Source organism: Acidisoma silvae (genome assembly GCF_020618775.1).
Classification (GTDB): Bacteria; Pseudomonadota; Alphaproteobacteria; order Acetobacterales; family Acetobacteraceae; genus Acidisoma; species Acidisoma silvae.
The window spans coordinates 1-21,613 of sequence record NZ_JAESVB010000016.1 but is presented as its reverse complement, the minus strand read 5'-3'; the positions used below and the strand labels follow the sequence as shown (position 1 = coordinate 21,613).

17 protein-coding genes are annotated in these 21,613 nt (G+C 61.7%); 11 read left to right on the top strand and 6 right to left on the bottom strand.

Annotated features, from left to right (window positions below):
• The first annotated feature begins 126 nt into the window (after nucleotides 1–126).
• The 3 genes from ASILVAE211_RS21015 to ASILVAE211_RS21005 all read left to right on the top strand — a co-directional run bounded on the left by ASILVAE211_RS21015 (nucleotide 127) and on the right by ASILVAE211_RS21005 (nucleotide 2,790).
• Nucleotides 127–324, top strand: a complete 198-nt coding sequence (locus ASILVAE211_RS21015; protein WP_227323329.1) for a pericentriolar material 1 protein — start codon at nucleotides 127–129, stop codon at nucleotides 322–324.
• The gene (locus tag ASILVAE211_RS21010) at nucleotides 321–1,553 is read left to right on the top strand and encodes a glycosyltransferase family 87 protein (protein ID WP_227323328.1); all 1,233 of its coding nucleotides are present in this window, start codon (nucleotides 321–323) and stop codon (nucleotides 1,551–1,553) included. Before ASILVAE211_RS21015 ends, ASILVAE211_RS21010 begins: the two co-directional genes overlap by 4 nt.
• Before the next feature lie 142 nt (nucleotides 1,554–1,695).
• Nucleotides 1,696–2,790 (top strand): hypothetical protein, encoded by a 1,095-nt coding sequence (locus ASILVAE211_RS21005; RefSeq protein WP_227323327.1) that lies wholly within the window; start codon nucleotides 1,696–1,698, stop codon nucleotides 2,788–2,790.
• A gap of 55 nt (nucleotides 2,791–2,845) precedes the next feature.
• On the opposite strand, the gene ASILVAE211_RS21000 is transcribed toward ASILVAE211_RS21005, so the two are convergent.
• The 4 genes from ASILVAE211_RS21000 to ASILVAE211_RS20985 form a co-directional block, all read right to left on the bottom strand.
• A complete protein-coding gene (locus tag ASILVAE211_RS21000) occupies nucleotides 2,846–3,109 on the bottom strand; it encodes a hypothetical protein (RefSeq protein ID WP_227323326.1) in 264 nt (87 codons plus the stop codon).
• Nucleotides 3,106–4,806, bottom strand: a complete 1,701-nt coding sequence (locus tag ASILVAE211_RS20995; protein WP_227323325.1) for a sodium:solute symporter family protein — start codon at nucleotides 4,804–4,806, stop codon at nucleotides 3,106–3,108. Before ASILVAE211_RS20995 ends, ASILVAE211_RS21000 begins: the two co-directional genes overlap by 4 nt.
• Before the next feature lie 68 nt (nucleotides 4,807–4,874).
• A complete protein-coding gene (locus tag ASILVAE211_RS20990) occupies nucleotides 4,875–5,513 on the bottom strand; it encodes a nucleoside/nucleotide kinase family protein (RefSeq protein ID WP_227323324.1) in 639 nt (212 codons plus the stop codon).
• Nucleotides 5,510–6,379: a sugar phosphate isomerase/epimerase family protein gene (locus ASILVAE211_RS20985; protein WP_227323323.1), complete on the bottom strand. Its 870-nt coding sequence runs from the start codon at nucleotides 6,377–6,379 to the stop codon at nucleotides 5,510–5,512. The genes ASILVAE211_RS20990 and ASILVAE211_RS20985 overlap by 4 nt, the downstream gene beginning before the upstream one ends.
• A 143-nt stretch (nucleotides 6,380–6,522) precedes the next feature.
• Between ASILVAE211_RS20985 and ASILVAE211_RS20980 the strand changes: the two genes are divergently transcribed.
• From ASILVAE211_RS20980 to dhaL, 8 genes are all read left to right on the top strand, one after another.
• The gene (locus tag ASILVAE211_RS20980) at nucleotides 6,523–7,713 is read left to right on the top strand and encodes an ROK family transcriptional regulator (protein ID WP_227323322.1); all 1,191 of its coding nucleotides are present in this window, start codon (nucleotides 6,523–6,525) and stop codon (nucleotides 7,711–7,713) included.
• A gap of 98 nt (nucleotides 7,714–7,811) precedes the next feature.
• The gene (locus ASILVAE211_RS20975) at nucleotides 7,812–8,309 is read left to right on the top strand and encodes an RNA polymerase sigma factor (protein WP_227323321.1); all 498 of its coding nucleotides are present in this window, start codon (nucleotides 7,812–7,814) and stop codon (nucleotides 8,307–8,309) included.
• 64 nt (nucleotides 8,310–8,373) lie between these two features.
• Complete coding sequence (locus tag ASILVAE211_RS20970) at nucleotides 8,374–9,339, top strand: FecR family protein (protein WP_227323320.1); 966 nt, start codon at nucleotides 8,374–8,376, stop codon at nucleotides 9,337–9,339.
• 149 nt (nucleotides 9,340–9,488) lie between these two features.
• Nucleotides 9,489–11,936, top strand: a complete 2,448-nt coding sequence (locus ASILVAE211_RS20965; RefSeq protein ID WP_227323319.1) for a TonB-dependent siderophore receptor — start codon at nucleotides 9,489–9,491, stop codon at nucleotides 11,934–11,936.
• Nucleotides 11,937–12,178: 242 nt separating this feature from the next.
• Nucleotides 12,179–12,946 carry a GntR family transcriptional regulator gene (locus ASILVAE211_RS20960; RefSeq protein WP_227323318.1) on the top strand — a complete coding sequence of 256 codons (768 nt, stop codon included), beginning with the start codon at nucleotides 12,179–12,181 and terminating at the stop codon, nucleotides 12,944–12,946.
• Nucleotides 12,947–13,275: 329 nt separating this feature from the next.
• Nucleotides 13,276–14,088 carry a class I fructose-bisphosphate aldolase gene (locus ASILVAE211_RS20955; RefSeq protein WP_227323317.1) on the top strand — a complete coding sequence of 271 codons (813 nt, stop codon included), beginning with the start codon at nucleotides 13,276–13,278 and terminating at the stop codon, nucleotides 14,086–14,088.
• A 29-nt stretch (nucleotides 14,089–14,117) separates the two neighbouring features.
• A complete protein-coding gene (locus tag ASILVAE211_RS20950) occupies nucleotides 14,118–15,419 on the top strand; it encodes an FGGY family carbohydrate kinase (RefSeq protein ID WP_227323316.1) in 1,302 nt (433 codons plus the stop codon).
• 24 nt (nucleotides 15,420–15,443) lie between these two features.
• Nucleotides 15,444–17,111, top strand: a complete 1,668-nt coding sequence (gene dhaL / locus ASILVAE211_RS20945) for a dihydroxyacetone kinase subunit DhaL (protein WP_227323315.1) — start codon at nucleotides 15,444–15,446, stop codon at nucleotides 17,109–17,111.
• Nucleotides 17,112–17,169: 58 nt separating this feature from the next.
• On the opposite strand, the gene ASILVAE211_RS20940 is transcribed toward dhaL, so the two are convergent.
• Nucleotides 17,170–18,465, bottom strand: a complete 1,296-nt coding sequence (locus ASILVAE211_RS20940; protein WP_227323314.1) for a DEAD/DEAH box helicase — start codon at nucleotides 18,463–18,465, stop codon at nucleotides 17,170–17,172.
• A gap of 167 nt (nucleotides 18,466–18,632) precedes the next feature.
• The coding region (locus tag ASILVAE211_RS20935) for a beta strand repeat-containing protein (protein ID WP_319799608.1) at nucleotides 18,633–21,613 on the bottom strand (2,981 nt) is incomplete at its 5' end.

Here is a 21,613-nt window from a genome sequence, read left to right as displayed (position 1 = left end):
CGGCTGGAACGTGCGGCCGCCGACGGCGTGTTGATTGACGATCCAGATCGTGCAATGCGTATTTTGAGGGGCTTAAATTTCACGACATCACATCGCTCTCGATGGTGCCGGCACAGGATATTCAGCTTGATCCGCTTGCAAAGATTTCCGATTGATCAAGACCAGATCAACAATATTACTGTTCCCGCAATGCAGCGGTTCTTCCAACCAAGTGCCCTGTTTAGTGTACAAGATATTATTACCCGTCATCTCGTGCCAGCCTCGGTAATCCAGGGGCTTTATTACAATGCGGATAAAGGCCATTTGGCGCGGAGGCAGGCGTGAGTCTGAATTTGCCAAGGGAAGGCGGTGTTCCAGCGGCTATAAAGCCTCGGCCGCGTCTTTTTGGTCTAAACCAGGCATCGATGATGCGGTGGTGTACCATCCTTCTCGTCCAGGAAATTTGCGTATTTATTTTCTTGGTTCTCGGCACTCATGGCTTGATTACGAAAGTTAAGCCAGGGACCACGGATTACGTTAGCTTTTACGCGGCAGGCCATCTGGCCAATATTGGTCAAGCGCCAATGGCCTATAACCACGCTGCGCATTATGCGGCAGAGGTAGCCGCGACCCAGCCGGGTATTCAATATGTGTTTTTCTTTTATCCACCCGTCTTTCTCCTTGTGTGTTCGCTGCTTGCTCGGCTCCCCTATCTTTTGTCGTTCGTGGTTTTCGATACCGTTACCCTGACACTTTACCTTGCCGCTTTGCGTGCGATTTTGGGGGCAAAGGGATGGCGATGGATGATACCGGTACTGTCGTTCCCTGTGACATTCTTCGTATTGGGCTGGGGCCAGAATTCATTTCTGACGGCGGCGTTACTAGCTCTGGGCTCGGTTTTTCTTGAACGTCGTCCCATTGTTGCGGGCCTGATGTTCGGTCTTATTTGCTATAAGCCGCATTTTGGTATCCTCATCCCGCTTGTGCTGATTGTTGGCGGCTATTGGCGTGCAATCTTTGGGGCGGTGATTTCAGTCCTGGCGACAGTGGGGTTGTCCTGGGCGATGTTTGGGTCCGCGACCTGGCTGGCCTTCTGGCATGGTTTCGCCGCTTCACCTTTGATGTATCAGAGCGGCCGCATCCCCTTCAAATTTTTCATCACACCGTTCGGTGCGGCAAGATTGATGTCACTTCCGCCCGCCTTGGCTTATGACGTCCAGATCATCGTGTCTGTCGCAGTGGCGATATTGGTCGGGTGGATCTGGCGATCCGATACAAGGCCGGCAATCCGCGGCGCGTCGCTGATCGCGGGAACGCTTTTGGTCGTTCCGCTCGCCCTTGTGTATGATCTGTTGATGGCTATGGTTGCAATGGCATGGCTGGTTGCGGGCCTGCGCCAGGAAGGTTTGCTTCGCGGCGAAAAGCTCGCTTTCGTGGCAATTTACGCCATTAGTGTCTTGGCGTCAGGTATTGCAGAGCATTTTGGGGTTCCGCTTGGACTTCTGCCGGGGGTATTGCTGCTTGCGATATGTGCGCTGCGCTGTTTTCGCAAGGGACGTCTGGCAGTAACCTGAGTGATTTGGCTTCAGCGGCTGCTCTATACAAACAAACGCCATGACAGCCTCCTTATGACCGACAGTCTCTGAGTGGCTATCGACAGTCCGGTCTGAAGGTCTATCCTCGCACGCGATTGATAACGAAAACGAGGATTGCGACTTGACCAGACAGGACAGCTTTCGTCTCGAAGCGGAAGGCATCCAAGTAGACCTCGATCTGGATCTTGGCCAGATAGCCTCTCTGTCAATCAGGCAGGGTGACAGGGTGCTTTCGCCTTTTCATCGCGTGCCATGGGCCGATAGTCAGGATGACGCGCTGTTCGAAGGAACTGACCCGCATCTGCGGCGCATGTCGATCGATTTTTTCGGCGCTCCTTTCACGTTGTCGGATGTTGAGCCGGCGCCCTATCACGGCTGGCCCGCGAATAGCTCTTGGCACCTCGTCGAGGTTTGCCATTTTGAGAGGGGTGTGACAGGGCGCTTCCAACTCGACCGCGATGTCATGGGTACCAGACTTGTCAAGGAATTGACGCTGCGTGACCACCACCCCTTCCTGTACCAGAACCATATTTTCAAAGGTGGCAGCGGCAAGCTGCCGGTCGGCTATCATGCCATGGTTTCGCTGCCTGGAGAGGCTTTTCTGTCCTTCTCGCCGAAGCTTGAGGCAATGACGCCGGAGACGGCTCTGGAGCCCGATCCGGCGCGGGGAACGTCTTTGCTGCGATACCCATCATCGTCCTCGGATATTCATGCATTTCCGATGGCCGATGGCAGAACTGCCGATCTTGCTCGCTACCCGCTCGCGGATAGGCATGACGATCTCGTCATGCTGGTGGAAGACCCGGCCAATAGCCTGGGCTGGAGTGTCGCGGCACGGCCGCAGCGGCGTGACCTGGCTTTGGTGCTGAAGTCGCCAAAAACCTTGCCTTTTACCATTCTTTGGTATTCCAACGGTGGCCGCTTTTATCCGCCCTGGAACGGCCGGCACGTTGGCGTTCTGGGCGTGGAGGAAGTCTGCGCTTTCATGAATGCTGGGCACAAAGCCTCTGCGGCGCCGAATGGGCTGAGCGAACGAGGTTTCCCGACAGCCGCTGTGCTTGGCGGTGATCTGTCCATTCGATCAGTTATCGGTGCCGTCGATTGGATTGTAGGCGCAGAGACTGTGCGTGAGATCAAGGCAGGTGGGAAGGGGCTGATCATCCGCACGGCGGACGGTGAAGCCGAGGTGAATTTCGACGGTAGTTTCCTGGCCTGAAACCGGCAGCATCATCCATGCGCCGCGATGCGCGTGGATGATGCTACCTGCTGCGTCAGGTTTTGTGATGGATCGGGGCGAGGCGTCGCCAGACGAAGAACAGGCCAGCGATCACAACCAGAAAAACGCCGAACCAAAGGTTGATGGGAATGCCATCCGCTTTCGCGAGGCTGGCTTTGGTGTCGGTCAGACCTGTCACGAACAGCATGAGGCCGTAAATACCCAGCACGATGCCGATCAGCACGCGCAAGTCGAACAGCTTGCCGCTCGCACCTTCTTCGGTGGCGGTCGTGGGATTGGTTAAATCAGGACGGTTCACAGCGAGGCCCTCCAGATAACGATGGCGATTGAGGCGGCGACAACCACAATCAGCATAAGAATGCCGAGCAACACAGGCGAGCGAAACCACGGCGTGCCTTGCAGCGCTTCGGCAGCGTCGGGTGAGTTGGGATCGGGCAAGCCCCAGATAAGCCCTTTCAACTCACTGGCCGGTCGTGGCGTGGTGAAGGTGCTGATGACGACGGTGATAACGGCAGTCCCGATGAAGGCCGCGATGGCGCCGTAGAAATTGGCCATCTGCGCGCTGAAGCGCGCGTTCTGCATGATGCCGCCCTGATAGAACCAAGCCATGCTCGGGGCTACGAAATGCGCCACGGCGGCGGAAGCGCTGCCCGCCAGCATGCCCCAGAATGCCGCCCAAGGTGTCGTGCGCCGCCACAATACGCCGATCAGGAACACCGTGAACAACGGGGTGTTGAAGAAGGAAAACAACATCTGCATATAATTCTGGATGTTGTTGTAGGAGGCCGCGATAAAGGCGGTGCCGACGCTGACGACGATGCCGATGACCGTCGCCCAGCGGCCGATATTGAGGTAGTAGTGGTCGCTGCGGTTGCGCACCACATAGGGGCGCCAGATGTCATAGGTGAAAACCGTGTTGAAGCCGCTGACATTGGCCGCCATGCCGGCCATGAATCCGGCCAGCAGGGCAGTCACCGCAAGACCCAGAACGCCATTCGGCAGCAGCGTCGCCATCAGGCTCGGGATCGCCTGATTGAAGGACGGGCCATTGGCCTGCCCCAGATGCGGAATGATGGCGAGCGCAATCATGCCGGGCACAACGGTAAAGAGCGGCAGAAACAGTTTCGGCAGGGCGCCGATGATGGGCGTGCGCCGCGCGGCATTTAGGCTATTGGCGGAAAGAGCCCGCTGCACCTCGGCGAAATTGGTTGTCCAGTAGCCGAAGGCGAGCAGGAAGCCTTCGCCCATGGCAAGGCCAATCCAGTCACCCAGCGGATTGGTCCAATGGCCGACCTGTGTGCCCTCCCAGGTGTCGAGATGGGTCGTGTCGGGCATGTGATGCGCCAGAGCGTTCCAGCCGCCGACATGATGCAGGCCGATGATGACGATAGGCGCAAGCCCCGCCAGAATGACGAAGAACTGTAGTACTTCACCATAGATGGCCGCCGACAGGCCGCCGACGACGATATAGACCAGAACGACGGCGGCACCGAGCGCGATGGAGAAGGCCAGCGGCCAGCCAAGCAGAAGATGGATGATCAAGGCAAGCGCATAGAGATTGATGCCGGCGATCAGCACCTGAGAGAGCGCGAAGATCAGCGCATTCAGCATATGCGTCGCATTATTGAAGCGCCGGCGCAGATATTCCGGAACGCTATGCACGCGTGAAGAATAGTAAAAAGGCATCATCGCAACGCCAAGGAAGATCATCGCGGGAATGGCGCCGAGCCAGAAGAAATGGATGGCCGAGAGTCCATATTGCGCGCCATTGGCGGCGTTGCCCAGAATTTCCAGAGCGCCCATATTGGCGGAGATAAAGGCGAGGCCTGTGACCCAGGCGGGCATGGAACGGCCGGCGAGAAAGAAGTCTCCCGCCGTGCGCGTTGCGCGTTTGACCAGGAAACCAAGCACGACAATAGTAATGAAATAGACGACAGGAAAAGCGTAGTCGAGCGTATCGAGATGCAATAGCCCCTGGGCTGAATCGGTCGACATATGTTGGACGTCCCTAACGGACCGACCGTGCCACGAAGGCACGGGGCCAGCGTGTTGCTATGTTTGTCTTACACCCAGGGCAAAATCAGATCAGCCCTCGCGCGAGAGGTTTGGATCAGGCGCGCATTCGGCGCATCTGTGTTTTCAACCCAGGCTTCGGCGGCTTCGCGGCTGCGGCCGTAGCGCATATGGCGTTCGACCAGCCGGCGCTTCTGCTCTTCCAGGGGCACGTCGACGAACCAGCATTCGTCGAAGAGTGCTGCAACCGGCGTCCAGGGATCCGTGTCGAGCAGAAGGTAATTGCCTTCGCTGATGATCAGCTGAACATCCGGCCCGACCGGGATTTCGCCCGCGATGGGCTCTTCGATCTCGCGATGGAAGGCCGGCGCATAGACGGTCTCGCCGCGCGCCGGATGGCGCAGGCGGGCCAGCAATGCCCGATAGCCGAAGGCATCGAAGGTATCCGGCGCGCCCTTGCGCTCGGCGCGGCCAAGACGCTTGAGTTCGGCATTGGCGAGATGGAAACCGTCCATAGGCACCACCATGGCCCGGTCACCCAGAGCGTCAGCCAGCAGGGCGGCGAGGGTTGACTTACCCGCGCCGGGCGTGCCCGCTAAACCCAGCAAGCGGCGTCCACCCTTATTGAGCAGACGCTCCGCCCGCTGCCGCAGGTCTGGCGGCAGCGTCGTACTTGCGCCGGCGATCATGCGCGGCCGAGCACGGCGGCATCGGCATGATTCTGCATAAACTGGCGCGCGTGGTTTGCAAGATCGAAGCCATCATTCCACAGGTTGCGCCAGATCGAGAGATCAACAGAAAGTCCGCGCGAGACGACGGCATCCGAGAAGCTTTCGAAGGCGATCGGCCCCGTGTAGCCGATATGGGCCAGAGCGTGGAAGAAGCTTGAAAAATCAAGATGGCCGGAGCCGAGATAGCCGCGATGATTTTCGCCGATATGGACATAGCCGAGCTTGTCGCCGCAGGCCAGAACGGGCGTGAAGAAATCAGCTTCCTCGATATTCATATGATAGATATCGAGATGGATCTTCAGATGCGGCGCGCCGACCTTTTCCAGAACGTCCAGCGCCTGCTCGGTCGTGTTGACGACATTGCTTTCGTAGCGATTGACGATCTCAAGACCCAGCGTGATGTCACGTTTGGCGGCACTATCGGCCACGCGCTTCAGCGACTCCACAACATGCCGTCGGCCAAGTGCGCTGACCGGCTGGTGGTATTTGCCGAAAGCACTGTAAAGGCCGCCGCAGAGAAATTTCGCGCCCAGGCCTTGCGCGACCTCCAGGCTCTCTTCTAGCAGCGCGACGCCACGGGCAACCACTTCAAGATTATCCGAAGACACATCAGCGTCGAAAGCGAGACCGCGCGAGCAGGCGGGTTCAATGCCGTTTTCTTCCAGAAGGGCGCGGGTCGCGCCGATATCGAGTTCCGATAGGTCGTGGAGCGAGAACTCCACCAAATCGTATCCTGCCTTCTTGCTTTGCGTCACGATGCGCTGCACGGAAGGGCCGCTTAGATCACCGGCCCAAACCAATGCGTGTACGCCAAACTTGTTCATCGCTTCCTCCGACTGATTTCCGAAAGACTATCACCCCTTTTGCTTGTCAGTCGACTAGTTATGTCAAAAAATTACGCAAAAGTGTTTTGCCTTCCGCGCCTCGCATAGGTAATCTGTTTTCAATGCATACGAACGGCCAGTAAATGCTCGCTCCCCTCAGCACTTCGCCAACCGGTCCCGGTGCCATCCTGACCCTTGTAAGAAGCGGCCAAGCGGTGACGCGCGCGGGTTTGATGGAGATTACGGGTCTCTCGCGCTCGACGATCGGCCAGCGCCTCGATCAGCTGCTGGCGGCCGGCTATCTGATTGCCGGTCCGGTTGAGAGCTCGACGGGTGGCCGCCCCGCCGGAGGATTGGTGATCAATCCACAATTCGGACTACTGTTGCTGGTGGCGGCCGGTGCAAGCGGATTCACTGCCGCGATCGCCGATTTCTGTGGCAACGTAATCGAGCAGCGGTCAGTCACGATGGACATTGCCCGCGGACCCGCGGCTGTTCTGGGACGCATGCAGACGATATTCCGCGACCTGCTGAACCAGATCGGGCATAAGCCGGCGGGTGTGAAGGGTATCGGCATTGGTCTGCCGGGTCCGGTTGCCTTTCCTGAAGGCCAACTCGTGCGACCTCCCATCATGACGGGCTGGGACGGCTATCGGGTGCCGGATTTCTTTGCCGGCCAATTCGACGCGCCCGTACTCGTTGATAACGATGCCAATCTCATGGCGCTTGGCGAGCAGCAGCAGAGCTTTCCGCAGGTAAAGGATCTGCTCTATTTGAAGCTCGGCACCGGCATTGGTGTCGGCTTGATCATGGATGGCCAGTTGCAGCGCGGTGCGCAGGGGGCCGCCGGTAATATCGGGCACTGGTTCATGCCGCCGGCCGGTGACACGTCGGGCAGTTCGGCGGCCGCCGGCCCACGTCTTTGCCGCTGCGGCAATCAGGGCTGCCTGGAAGCCTATTCCTCAGGCTGGGCGTTATGCGAGGAATGCGGTGTCACGCGTGTGCGCGACCTGACGCGCCGCGCGGCCGACGGTGATATGGCGATGCTGGCGCGACTACGCGCGGCCGGGCAGCATCAGGGTGAGGCTTTGGCACTTGCGGTCAATTTGACCAATCCCGCCGTGGTGGTGGTGGGTGGCTCGCTGGCGCAGGATCAGCTGCTGGCGGCCCTACGGGAGACCGTCTATCGGCGCTCCGGCTCGCTCGCGACGCGCTCACTGCAAATCGTGGCGGGACCATTGGGCAATGACGCCGGGCTGCATGGAGCCGCCCATTTGGTCTCTGATGCGCTTCTCGCGCCTCATGTGGTCGATCGGCATCTGTCGGCCGGCTAAGCCAGTTTGTTGAGCCGTGACATCCACTGCCTATTGCGAATAATTCGCAACAACGCTAAACCGGCGGCCGATGGAGGTCTAGCCAGGGGCGTCGTGGTTTGTCAGTCAGGGATCTGGGAAGGCTGTTCCTCGCCCATCAGCGGGAAATCCTAAGCTATTTGATGGTGCGGCTGCGAGACCGTGAAATGGCGGCTGACCTCACCCAGGATACCTTTCTGCGCTACGCTGAGCAGGCTGGTCGTGCAGTCATCCTGCACGAGCGGTCCTACCTTTATCGCACGGCTCATAACTTGGCGATCGACCATATGCGTCAGGTCGAGCGGCGGCAGACGGAGTCTGTGCCTCATGAAGCGCTGGCGGAAATTCCTGGTCAGACCGCAAACCCGGAAGAGGCCTTCGCTGCCCGGCAGCGGGTGGACCAACTGCGCAGGGTAATTGCAGAACTTCCAAGGCGCACACAGGAAGTCTTTGCTCTCAACCGTCTTGAAGACCTGACCTACCCCGAAGTTGCGCGGCGCCTGGGTATCTCTGAAAGTTCCGTTCAAAAACATCTGTCCCGCGCGCTGCAGCATCTCATGCATCGCCTGGAACTTTGATCATGGCAAAATTTACCAGCGGGATGGGTCTGGTGCGTTTTGCCCTTTGCACAGAGCGCGGCACGTGAAAGTGCCAGACCAGCAGACGGATATCGCGAGCCACGCGGCTGCCTGGGTCATCCGGCTTGGCGGCGCGCCATTGACGGCGGCAGAACATCAGGCCTTCGATCTGTGGCTGGCGCAAAGCCCCGACCATGTGGCGGCCTTCACGCAAGCAGAACAGCTTTGGGGAGAAGCGCGGGCGTTGAAATCCGCGCCGGGCCAGCCTCGGCACAGCTTGCCACAAGCTCGGCTTCCGCGTGCAGGCCGCCTGCCTTTGACGTCTGCCGGCTTGGCTTTGGCACTCTTCGGATTGGGTGCCGCGTGGTTCTGGTTCGGTGATCCCACGACGATTCTGGCGGCCGATGACCGCACGGGGCCTGGCGAAATCCGGACGGTGAGATTGACCGACGGCAGTCAGGTCCAGCTCGATACCGATAGCGCCATCGCGGTTGATTTTACGACGCGGCAGCGGAGCGTGAGGCTGCTGTCGGGGGATGCCTATTTCACGGCCGCGCCGGTCGCCGGTTCCGAACATCGCCCCTTCGTCGTGGCCGCTGGCCAGGGCAGTGCCCAAGCACTCGGCACGCAATTCATGGTGGCGCACGAGCCTGATGGCGGTCAGGTGACGGTGATCGAACATAAGGTAAGGGTGGCGGCCGCAGGGGCGGAGGTTACGCTCTCTCCCGGCCAGGCTGTGCGCTATGACGCGGCGCACGGGCTGGAGCCCGTTGAAAAAGTTAATCTTGAGCAGGTGACAAGCTGGCGTGACGGGCGCCTTGTCTTCGATAATCAGCCACTATCCCAGGTCATCGCGGTGCTGAACCGCTATCGGCGCGGTCGCATCCTTATCGCGAATAACCGCCTGGCTGCGCTCCGTGTCAGCGGCGTCTTTACGACGTCCGATCTCTCCGGCGCATTATCGGCTATTTCGCAGGAAACAGGGGCCAGAACGGCAGCGATGCCGCCCTTCATCACGCTGCTTTATTAACCGCCCATTCCTTAAAAGCGCAATCTTTCCGACCCGGTCAAAATTTCTGGAAAAACTTTTACCGGATCGGGCGGCCTGACACGTCTCATCCTCGAAACGCAAATGCAAATCATTCGCGATTTAGAGCGGCGACAAAGGATCAGGCGAGAGTGACCAGAGTTTCGAAACGTTCAAAGCATAGCGGGCCGTGCGGGCCTTATCTTTCATGGGGTGCGAGTCTTGCGCTGCTGGCCGTTCTGGTCGGGGCATCTCTGCCGCCTTCTGCCCAGGCGCAGGTGAATAGTCAGGCAAAGCCGCTGTCAGCCGCAGTCGGCTTTGCCATTCCGGCGGGTGATTTGAACACCGCTATTCTGGCCTTCGCACAAAAGGCCGATCTTCAGGTCTTTTACGACCAGACAAAAGTGCAGGGCCTGCAGAGCCCCGGCGTGCAAGGCAATCTGGCGCCGGATATCGCCCTCGCCCATATTTTGTCGGGGACTGGCCTCACGTTTCGCTTCACCGGGCCAAAAGCCATCGTGCTGCAGAAAGCGCCGGTGAGCGCTGACGGCGCCACGCTGCCGGCGGTCGAGGTCGAGGCAAGGGCCAGCGGTGGGCAGAACCCCTATGGTCCTGGTGTCGGCTATGTCGCGACCCGCACCATGACGGCGAGCAAGACCAATACTTCCGTTCTGGAGATCCCGCAGACCATCAATACCATCACGCGGGCGCAGATGACGGCGCAACAGTCGCAGACCATTCGCAACGCCTTGCGCTATGCGCCCGGTGTATGGGTGAATGACGATGCCGATGACCGGCTGGACAGTTTCACCGCTCGCGGCTTCTCGCTGGACCAATATCTCGATGGGCTGAAACTGCTCAGCGGTGTCTGGGCCGTGCCAAAAGTCGAGCCCTATATGCTCGACAGGCTGGACGTGCTGGAAGGTCCGTCCTCCACATTGTATGGCGCGGATACACCTGCCGGCATCATTGACATGACCAGCAAGCGCCCCACCGAAACGCCGGTGCATGAGGTCGAACTGTCCACGGGCAGCTACGGTCTGGCGCAGGGTGCTTTCGATCTCGGCGGGCCAGCCAACAAGGACGGCACGCTGCTCTATCGCATCACCGGCATAGCCCGCACGACCGGGACAGAGGTGAACGACACGCGCGAGGAACGCGTCAATATCGCGCCATCGCTGACCTGGAAGCCCAACCCCGATACGTCATTTACCCTGCTGACCAGCTATCTGCATGACCCGAACGGCGGTTTTTGGGATGAACTGCCTTTGCAGGGCACGCTGCTTTACAGCCCGACCGGCAAAATCTCACCCAGCTTCTATACCGGCGATAAGAATTTCGAAAACTACAACCGCACGCAATGGCAGGTGGGTTACGAATTCTGGCATCGCTTCAACGATATCTGGCAGGTGCGGCAGAATTTTCGCTACACGAATCTCTCCCTCGAATATGAGGCCGTGCAGGGTCTGTCGATGGAAAGCGACAATGTAACGATGACCCGGCAGGCCTATACGGCGAACGAGACGCTCAACACCATCAATCTCGATAATGAGGCGCAGGCCAATTTCAGCACCGGGCCGGTGGGCCATACCTTGCTGCTGGGCATTGATTATCAGCACCTGACATGGAATGACCTGACCCGTTGGGGGGATGCGCCGTCGCTCAATATCCTTGACCCTGATTATGATCTGCCGATCGCGACGCCGGCGGTGTTTCAGAACCAGTATGAGATAGAGGACCAGATCGGTCTTTATGCCCAGGACCAGCTGAAGCTTGGCCGCTGGCGCCTTCTGCTCGGCGGGCGCGAGGATCTGACGTCGTATAGCCTCCTTAATCGCCTGACGGACAGCACGAGTGAGCAGTCGCCATCGGCCTTCACCGGCCATGTCGGCCTGAGCTATATTTTTCCAACCGGCATCGCGCCTTATGTGAGCTATTCGACGTCCTTCTCGCCCACGATTGGCACGGGTTACGACGGCAATGCTTTCAAGCCGACGACCGGAAAGCAGGAGGAGGTCGGCATCAAATATCAGCCCCATGGCTGGAACGCGCGTTTCACAGCGTCGCTGTTCAATCTGCTTGAGGACAATGTCGAGACGACGGACCCGAACCATGCCAATTATTACGTGCAGACAGGGCAGGTGCGGTCACGCGGTGTGGAGCTTTCCGCCGTTGGCAGCCCCGAACCCGGGCTAAACCTGCGGGCGTCCTATACGCATCTTGCAACCGATATTACACAGGCGAATGACGGCACTGAAGGCAATGAGCTTGCCGATACACCCAATAATATCATTTCGGGCTGGGGAGACTACACGGTTCAGCAAGGTCGGATGACGGGTTTCGGCTTCGGTGGCGGCGTCAAGTTCGGCGGCCAGATGTTCGCGACGAATGACAATACCTACAAGATGCCATCCTATGTCATCGTTGACGCGGCACTTCATTACGATCTCAGCTCACTCGGCCGGAATTTCGAAGGCGCGAAATTGGCCGTCAATGCCGACAATCTGTTCAATGAGGAATACCTCGCCGCTTGCTCGTCCAGCGGCTGCCAATATGGTTTGGGTCGCTCCGTCATTGCGACGCTCAGCTATAGCTGGTGAGGGAGGCTCATGAAAGGGACAGGCCTTGCCGCCTGTCCCTGCGGCCTTCAAGAACAAATTATTGATTCAGCAAATATTTCCCGCCTTTTCTGCCAAGTTTCTTACATTCGAAATGAAATTGGTCTTGCTTCGCCAGGGCGCCATAAGTCGTATGTGAGTGACAGCGATGCTCATTATTGACAATCAGGTGACAGGCCGCTACGCAGTTTCATTCTTGTACGGACAAGCAGGTCAAGCGTCTCATGGGTTCGGCATTTGAAATCGACCGGGCGTCTGCGGAGCCATTTTATCTCCAGCTTGTGCGATGGATCGAACAGCAGATTGCTGCCGGCCGCTATCACGTCGGGGATCCGCTTCCCAGCGAAACGCATCTCTGTCGCCAATTCACCTTGTCGCGGCACACGGTCAGGGAGGCCTTGCGGCTGCTGCAGGACCAGGGCCGTATTCGGATCGTGCAAAGACGCGGCGCTTTTGTCGCGACACCGCCCGCGCCGAGTTGGATGCTGCAATTTGCGGAAGGCTTCTCCGAAGCAGAGACAAGTTTCAAGCGCACCGTCGATACCGATGTTCTTCGGGTCGCTTTTGAAACGCTGCCCGATGAAGCGGCATCCGCGCTTAGCCTGCCCAGTGGCAGCCAGGGTGTCGTGGTCGAGCGCTTGCGTCGGCTGGACGGGCGATTGGCGCTTTATGGCCTGAACTATCTTGCGCCCAGCCTGGCGCCTGTCATCGGCAATGGCGACGTTCTGCGGGGCGGGGCGTCGCTCAATCGCGTCCTCAAATCCGCTGGCTGGCATGTCCACGGTGCCAAACGCTCTATTTCAGCGGTCAGCGCAAGCCGTGCTTTGGCCAGGCACCTGGACGTCAAACCGGGTTCGCCGGTCCTGCTGATACGATCTGTCTCGTGGGACGCGGACAATCGCTGTTTTGACTATTATCTGTCCTGGTTGCGCAGTGACGAAGTTCCTGTGGAAATTGAAGTGCATGCCAAGAGGCGGCCTGATCAGCGATAGGCGTGAGCGCGCGGGAACCTGACGCCTGGGCCACCGGCGCTTGACGCTGCCAACGGGCTGGCGTAGGAAATGTACGTCTTGTCCGGACAAGAGGGTTCAGCCCCACCGAGGATCTGATGCAAGCTATCGTCGCTGCGCCAAGCGCGCTTTCGTCTAGGTTAAGAACGGCGTGCTGAACATGGCGTTCGGCATATCCTCCATTTTTTTGGTTCGCGGCAACGCCCGTCGTTCGCATCGGCGCTGGTTAAGCGCAACTGACTTTTGATCCAGCCTTCTCAAATCGGCGCATCAAGCGCTCACGAATAATCTTACGTCGAAAAGGACGAGATATGACAACCAGGAATTTGCCCAATCTGGTCTCCACCTATCGAATGCAGCGCCTGTTTCCCGCTGGCCGCGCCGCGATCATCTGCCCGGTCGATCATGGGTTGATCTTTCCGCGCGCCCTCATGAAGGGGCTGGAGGCACCGGTTGATGTCGTCAATCGCCTTATCGAGCAGGGGGCAACCGGTTTCATGATGAGTCCCGGCCTCATCAAGCAGACGCAGGCGGAAATGGGCCAGGCCAGCCATCTGTCCCGCGTCATGGCGGTGGATGGCTTTTACGAACTCATCAATGCGCGTGAAGGTCTCGGCACGCTGCTGGCGACGGTCGAGGATGCCGTGCGCCTCGGTGTCGACTGTGTGAAGATGCTGATGCCCTGGAATGTTTCGACCCGTGAGAAAATGAAGCTGGTCGAGCGCATGGGCAAAGTCGTGTCCGACGCCGCGCAGTGGCAGATGCCGGTGATGATCGAACCCGTTCTGATCGGCGACCCACGTAGCCCCGACGTGGTTGCGGCGGAGTTCGAGGTCTCTCGCATTGCCTATGACGTCGGCGCCGATATCATCAAAATCGCCTTCCCGGGTGCGGATACAACGGCGAAGCTGGTGCAGGAGTTGAAGGTGCCCCTGGTTATAGCGGGTGGTCCGATGACGGGTAGCTATGCGGATGCGGTGCGCGAAGTGCAGGAAGCCGTCGCGGCAGGTGCGCAGGGTCTTATCGTCGGCCGCAACGTCTGGTCGCGCGAGCCGGCGGATTCGGCCCGGATGATGGCTGAACTGAACCGCGTTGCCCGCGAACATCATGTAAAGCTCTGGTAGATCGCGCAATCCGCGGAGCTCGCCCCGATATGGCGCCCGTCTTTTGTGGTGTCGACCTTGGCAGCACGAATGTGAAAGTCCTGCTGCTGGACGAGGACGGCCGCGTTCTGTCGCGCAAAGCTTGCAGGACACCGCGCCTGGCGGAGCCTGACGGGGTCGCGACCGATGCCGAGGCTCTGCTCTGCATGGTGGAAGCGCTGATGATCGCGGCCTTCCATGACGCGGGGCTGAGCAGCCCTTTGGCGGCGGTCGCCGCCGCCGGCGTGGGTGAGGACGGTGTTCCGGTGGATGGGCAGGGACTGGCCTTGGATCGTGCCATTCCCTGGTTTGATCGGCGCGCTTCCGCACTGGCTCAGGCAATGGCAGCGCGTGCGCCCTGGCGGAATGCGCCGCTACCCGTCGCGCTCGACTATTCGCGCACGGCGGCCAAATGGGCATGGGCGCGGCAGCACAGACCTGAAGCTCTGGCCGCCGCGACGAGTTGGGTCGCGCTGACCGATTACCCGGCGGCACGCTGGTCCGGCCGGTGCTTCATGAGTGAAAGTCTCGCGGCCCGTACCGCCTGCTGGCATGTGGGTGAGCGGCGCTGGATGGACGACCTGCTTGCCGATTGCCGTGCGCCGCCGCTGCCGGCCGTGGTGCCGGGCGGCACCGTGTTGGGCTCGCTGCATTCGCCGCGTCTTGAAGCCGCAGGCGTCGCGAATAGAAAGACCGCCGTTGTTGCGGGCGGCCACGACCATCCGGTGGCGGCCTTCGCCATTCGGCAGCGCCATCCGACGGCCATCGTTGATTCCATGGGCACGGCGGAACTGATCTATGCCGAAATTCCCGAGGATAATGGTCAGCCGCCGCCGCATCCCTATTTCGCCTTCTCGCGCCCGGTCTGGGGAACTGGCATCGCCTGCCTCGGTGTCACGGAACTTTCCGGCGCTTTGCAGCCGTTGATTGAGGATGCGAGCGACCTTGGTTCAGCCTTCCGTGCCATCATGGCAGGTGGGTCGGTGCCTGGTGGCCCTGGGCAGGGACCGGTCGTTCGGAACCGCCTTGAAGAGATGACTTGGGACACGGCGCGACGCTTGGCCGTACTTGCGGAACTCGGTGTGCCGCCAGGTCCGCTTTTTACCGGCGGCGGCTGGGCGCGCTCTGACAGTTTCCTCCGCCTGCGCGCCAGTATCTTCGGCCGGGACATTCATATCGTCACCGAGGCGGAATTGAGCGCCTTCGGCGCAGCCTTTCTCGCGGCCCATGCGGCAGGATTCTCACCCCCTGTTTTGCTCGGCGAGCGAAGCATTTCACCTGACCCTGACTGGGCGCGGCTCTATGCTGGCTAGCAAGACAAACAAGGAGCCGCAGTCATGAAGAAGCTCATCAATAATCCCGTCAGCGTTGTGCCCGAAATGCTGGAAGGTCTCGTGCGCCTCTCGCCGGGACTTCGTCTTCTGTCGGACAGCCATGTCGTTTTGCGTCAAACGCAAACCGAGGGCGTCGCCCTTGTCTCCGGCGGCGGCGCCGGGCATGAGCCCGCCCATGCCGGTTTCATCGGCCCCGGTTTGTTGCATGCGGCCGTGACTGGCGATGTCTTCACGTCGCCCTCCACCGATGCGGTGCTGGAGGCCATCCGTGCTGTCGCAACCCCGGCCGGCGTTCTGCTGATCGTCAAGAATTACACCGGCGATCGCCTGAATTTCGGCCTTGCCGCCGAGATGGCCAGGGCGGAGGGCATTCCCGCTGAGGTCGTGATCGTCGATGACGATACGGCGCTCGAGGCGGGGCCCGAGAACGCTGGACGGCGTGGCATCGCCGGCACGGTGCTGGTGCATAAGGTGGCGGGTGCAGCGGCGGCGGCGGGGCTTGATCTGGCAGCAGTCAAAGCTGAAGCCGAAGCGGCCATCGCCGCGCTTGGCACCATGGCGGTCGCCCTCTCGCCCTGCACGGTGCCGGCTGCGGGCAAGCCCGGCTTTACTTTGGGCGAGACTGAAATCGAGCTTGGGCTTGGCATTCATGGCGAGGCCGGTATCCGTCGCGTATCGATGGCGTCCGCCGATCGGCTGACGGAAATCCTGCTGGACCGGGTCGTGGCGCAGAAAGGGCTGCGTGCCGGCGACAAGGTGGCGCTGCTTGTCAATAATCTTGGCGCCACGCCGGTAATGGAATTGCTGATCGTGGCGCGGTCGGCGCTCGCTTCGCTGGAAGCGCGCGGCATTAGCGTCGAACGCGTCTGGGCCGGCACCTTTCTGACGGCCATCGATATGGCCGGCTGTTCGCTGTCGCTGATGAAGGTCGATGCGGCGCGATTGGCGCGGCTGGATGCGCCGGCGTCCGCGCCCGCCTGGACGCCGGGCCAGGTACCGCAGCGGCCCGCCAAGCCGACCGAGCTGGCGCCCCAGGCACGCGTTCTGGGAACCTCTTCGCCGCGTTTTGAAGCAAGCTTACGCGCCATCTGTGCCGCGCTGAGCGAAGCAGAGCCGAAACTGACCGCCATGGATCAGGCGGTGGGTGACGGGGATCTTGGCATCAGCCTGGAGCGTGGCGCGGCTGCCATTCTGGCGGCGCTGCCGGAACTCGACCTCGCGCATCCGCCTGCGGCGCTGGCTGGCCTCTCGAGTCTTCTCCGGCGCGTGCTGGGTGGCACGTCCGGACCGCTCTACGCGGTCATGCTGCTACGGGCGTCCCGCAGCCTCACGGCGGCTTCCAGCGTGACGCCTGGCGCCTGGGCCGAGGCTTTCGCGGAGGGTGTGCAAGCTCTGGCGCAACTGGGCGATGGTAGGGCAGGGGACCGCACGATGCTGGACGCCCTGTTGCCGGCGGCCGAGGCCTTGCGGACTGCCTTGGCTGGCGACGTCCCCGTATCTGCGGCCATTGCTGCTGCTGCCTCTGCCGCCCGCGAGGGCGCCGACGCGACGGCCAAGATGGCGCCGAGGCGCGGCCGCTCCAGCTATCTCGGCGACCGCACGGCAGGCCATGCCGATCCGGGGGCCGAGGCCGTCGCTATCTGGCTCAAGGCTTTGGCCGATCTGCCGTAAGCCTTTGCGCGGGACGGCGCGTATCGATGCGTGCCGAATGCGGCGGCCGTTGGCCCGGTCAGACTTTGTCCATGACTTTCCGGGTCGCTGCCGCGCGGGCGGCGAGCTTCTCTTCCTCCGTCCAGACCTTGCGCTCGCGCTTTTCCTGAGGCTTGGCTTCCTTGGGTGCCGCACCGCCCAGCAGAGGCGGGCGCATGGTCGAATGCCGCGCCGCCTCGGAATGCCATGCGTGATCGGCGTTCACTGTCAGGGGGCGGCCGATATCCCGCTCCACATCCCGCAGCCAGGCGCGCTGCTCGGCGTCACAGAGCGTGATGGCGAAGCCGTGGCGGCCGGCGCGGCCGGTGCGGCCGATGCGATGGACATAGCTTTCCGGCAGGCTCGGCAAGTCATGGTTGAAGACATGCGTCACCGTGTCGACGTCGATGCCGCGCGCGGCGATATCCGTTGCCACCAGAACCTGGACGCTGCCGGCGCGGAAGGCGTCCAGCGCGCGTTCCCGCTGGCCCTGCGACTTGTTGCCGTGCAGGGCCTCGGCGGTGATGCCCGCTTCCGTGATGAAGGCGCAGACTTCATTGGCGATGTTCTTCTGCAGCGTGAAGACCACGGCCTGGCCGATGCCCGGCGTCCGCAGCAACGCCAGCAGCGCGGTCTTCTTGTTCGCCGCATCGACGAACATGACCGACTGCTCGATCCGGTCGACGGTGGTGGAGGGCGGTGCAATCTCAACTTTGGCCGGATCGCGCAAAAGGCGGTCGGCCAGGGCAGCGATGGATTTCGGCATCGTCGCCGAGAATAGCAGCGTATGCCGGTCCTTCGGCAGCGTGGCGACAATGCGCTCGATCGGCTTGGCGAAGCCCATATCCAGCATCTGGTCGGCTTCATCCAATACCAGCGCCTCAAGCTGCGACAGGTCGCACAGGCCCTGGTCAATCAGATCCAGCAGGCGCCCCGGCGCGGCGACGACAATGTCCACCCCGGCCTTGAGGGCATTGACCTGATGGAATTGGCTGACGCCGCCGAAAATCGTCGTCACGCTGAAATTCATATGGCTGCCGAATTTCGCGAAACCGTCGGCGATCTGGGAGACCAGCTCGCGCGTCGGGGCCAGCACCAGGACGCGGGCGCCGCCCTTGGGGGCCGAGCGGGGCGCTGCGGCCAGGCGATGCAGCAGCGGCAGGGCGAAGGCGGCGGTCTTGCCCGTGCCGGTCTGGGCCATGCCCAGCATGTCGCGGCCCTCCAGCAGCATCGGGATGGATTGGGCCTGAATCGGGGTCGGGCTGATATAGCCTTCCTCGGACAAGGCAGTGAGCAGGGCGGGCGCCAGGGCGAGGTCGGCGAATGTCATGGACATGGTCGAGCGGCGCCTCCGGCGCTGAGTAAGGTTGCGCCTGATCGGGCTTCGCTGGTTCAGAAGGCGGCCTTTTACGAGTGATGCTGCACTGCGTCAACGCAAAGCGCGGTGGCGGCAGCACTGCCGACACCGCGCCTTTGGTCGATATCGGCCGTCGACCGCCGCACTTACTCGATGCCGTTGAAGACCTTGTGGTCGATATTCTGCAGGACGATGGTCGTGCCATCCGTCAGGGTAATGACGTCGGATCCCCCGACGACCGCTTCCGCATTGATCGGCTTCGCGCCGTAGCCGCCGAAGACGATCGTATCGGTATCCTTGAAACCATAGATGACTTCGGTGCCGCCGCTATAGCCTTTGATGAAGCCATAGACGTCAAAGCCGGAGCCCCCCAGGACAGTCGCGCTGCCGCTGCCGCCGATCACCGTGTCCGAGGCATTGTTCAAGGACGAGAAGGATCTGCCGCTGCCGGTAAAGATCGTTTGTGTCCCATAACCCGTGGTGCCGTTGATCGTCGTGTCGCCCGAGGCGGCGACGAAGGTCGTCGATGCGGAGCCATAGCCGAACTCCTGGGCCGTCCCCGCGCCGCCAATCAGGGTTGAACTGCCCGTGCCGGCGATGAGGGTATTGGAGCCGGAGCCACCGACGAGCAGGGAACTGCTGCCGCCTGACGCGCCGAACAGCGTGATATTGCCGGACCCGCCGAGCACGGTGATCGCGCCAGGCGTGCTGCCAAGGAAGACATCCCCGCCCAGGACCGTCGAGGCGCCCGAGGCCGCGTAGACGGTGGTGTCACCGGTGCCGGCTGACCCGGTTGTGCCTGACCCACCGTCGCCTCCGGTCGCACCGGTGTCGCCCGTGGCGCCGATTTGCCCGGTGACACCTGTCGAACCTGTGGCACCCGTATCGCCGGTGGAACCCGTGGCGCCTGTGTTGCCCGTCGCGCCTGTGGCGCCGATGGATCCCGTTGCCCCGGTAAGGCCAGTCGATCCGGTTGCGCCCGTTGCGCCTGTGTTGCCGGGGGCGCCAGTCTGACCCGTTACCCCTGTGGCGCCGGTGGATCCGGTTACCCCTGTGCCACCCGTCGCGCCCGTGCCACCAGTTTGACCAGTCACGCCGGTTTGGCCAGTGCTACCGATCGCCCCAGTGCTGCCAGTCGATCCGGTTGCGCCCGTGTTGCCGATTGAGCCGGTTTGCCCGGTCACGCCCGTAGCGCCTGTATTGCCGGTCGATCCGGTGGAGCCAGTTGCACCGGTGCCGCCTGTTTGACCAGTCGCGCCTGTATCGCCTGTGTTGCCAGTCGAACCTGTGTTGCCTGTCGATCCGGTTGCTCCCGTGGCGCCCGACTGACCGGTGGACCCGGTTGCACCCGTGCTGCCCGTCTGACCAGTGCCACCAGTTTGACCAGTCACGCCGGTTTGACCAGTGCTGCCCGTCGAACCTGTGGCCCCGGTGGAGCCAGTCGCGCCTGTATCGCCAGTGGATCCGGTCGCGCCAGTTACCCCGGTCGAACCGGTGTTGCCAGTGAACCCGGTCGCGCCGGTGTTGCCTGTCGCGCCGGTGCTGCCGGTTTGACCAGTGCTGCCAGTCGATCCGGTCGCCCCTGTGCCACCGGTCTGACCGGTCACACCAGTGGAACCCGTCGCGCCCGTCTGACCGGTCGCTCCAGTATCGCCAGTCGCGCCTGTACTACCGGTCTGACCGGTCACGCCCGTAGCGCCTGTGTTTCCGGTGGAGCCAGTCGCGCCGGTATCGCCTGTGTTGCCAGTGGACCCGGTCGCACCCGTGCCGCCGGTGCCTCCGGTTGAGCCAGTTGCACCCGTGCCGCCTGTTGTCCCAGTCACGCCAGTTGATCCGGTCACGCCCGTTGCTCCGGTGGATCCGGTCGCGCCAGTTACCCCCGTCGAACCGGTGCCACCTGTTTGACCCGTTGCGCCCGTGCTGCCAGTTGAACCAGTGCCACCGGTGGACCCGGTTGCACCCGTGCTGCCAGTCGATCCGGTTGCCCCGGTGTCGCCGGTCGCGCCAGTTACCCCCGTCGAACCGGTGTTGCCAGTGGACCCCGTCGCGCCGGTGTCGCCTGTGTTGCCTGTCGATCCGGTTGCGCCTGTGCTGCCCGTAGAACCCGTCGCGCCCGTGCCACCAGTTTGACCAGTCACGCCGGTTTGACCAGTGCTGCCAGTCGCACCTGTGTCCCCAGTGTTGCCAGTCGAGCCAGTCGCGCCAGTAACGCCGGTGGAACCAGTGCCACCTGTTTGACCAGTGCCGCCTGTTGCTCCAGTCACGCCAGTGGATCCGGTGGCGCCCGTGCCGCCAGTTGAACCAGTGCCACCGGTTGAGCCAGTCGCGCCCGTAACACCGGTGGAACCAGTGCCACCTGTTTGACCAGTGCCGCCTGTTGCCCCTGTCACGCCCGTCGATCCGGTCGCCCCTGTGCCACCGGTTTGACCGGTCATACCAGTTACGCCAGTGGAACCCGTCGCGCCCGTGCCACCCGTTTGACCGGTCACGCCGGTTTGACCAGTGCTGCCCGTCGAACCTGTGGCGCCGGTGGAGCCAGTCGCGCCAGTAACGCCGGTGGACCCGGTGCCACCTGTTTGACCAGTGACGCCTGTTGCCCCAGTCACGCCGGTGTCGCCTGTGTTGCCAGTCGATCCGGTTGCGCCGGTGTTGCCGGTGGCGCCAGTCTGACCCGTTGCCCCTGTGCCACCGGTCTGACCGGTCACACCAGTGGAACCCGTCGCGCCCGTGCCACCAGTTTGACCAGTCACGCCGTTTTGGCCAGTGCTGCCAGTCGAACCTGTGACGCCGTTGTTCCCCGTTGAACCTGTTGAGCCAGTTTGACCAGTCACGCCAGTCGATCCGGTTGCCCCGGTGTCGCCGGTCGCGCCAGTTACCCCCGTCGAACCCGTGTTGCCAGTGGACCCGGTCGCACCCGTTGCGCCTGTGTCCCCGGTGTTGCCAGTCGAGCCCGTTTGACCAGTCGAACCTGTGGCGCCGGTGGATCCGGTTACCCCTGTGCCACCCGTCGCGCCCGTGCCACCTGTTTGACCAGTGCTACCCGTTGCTCCCGTGTTGCCTGTGGCTCCAGTCTGACCCGTTGCCCCTGTGCCACCTGTTTGACCAGTGACGCCTGTTGCCCCAGTCA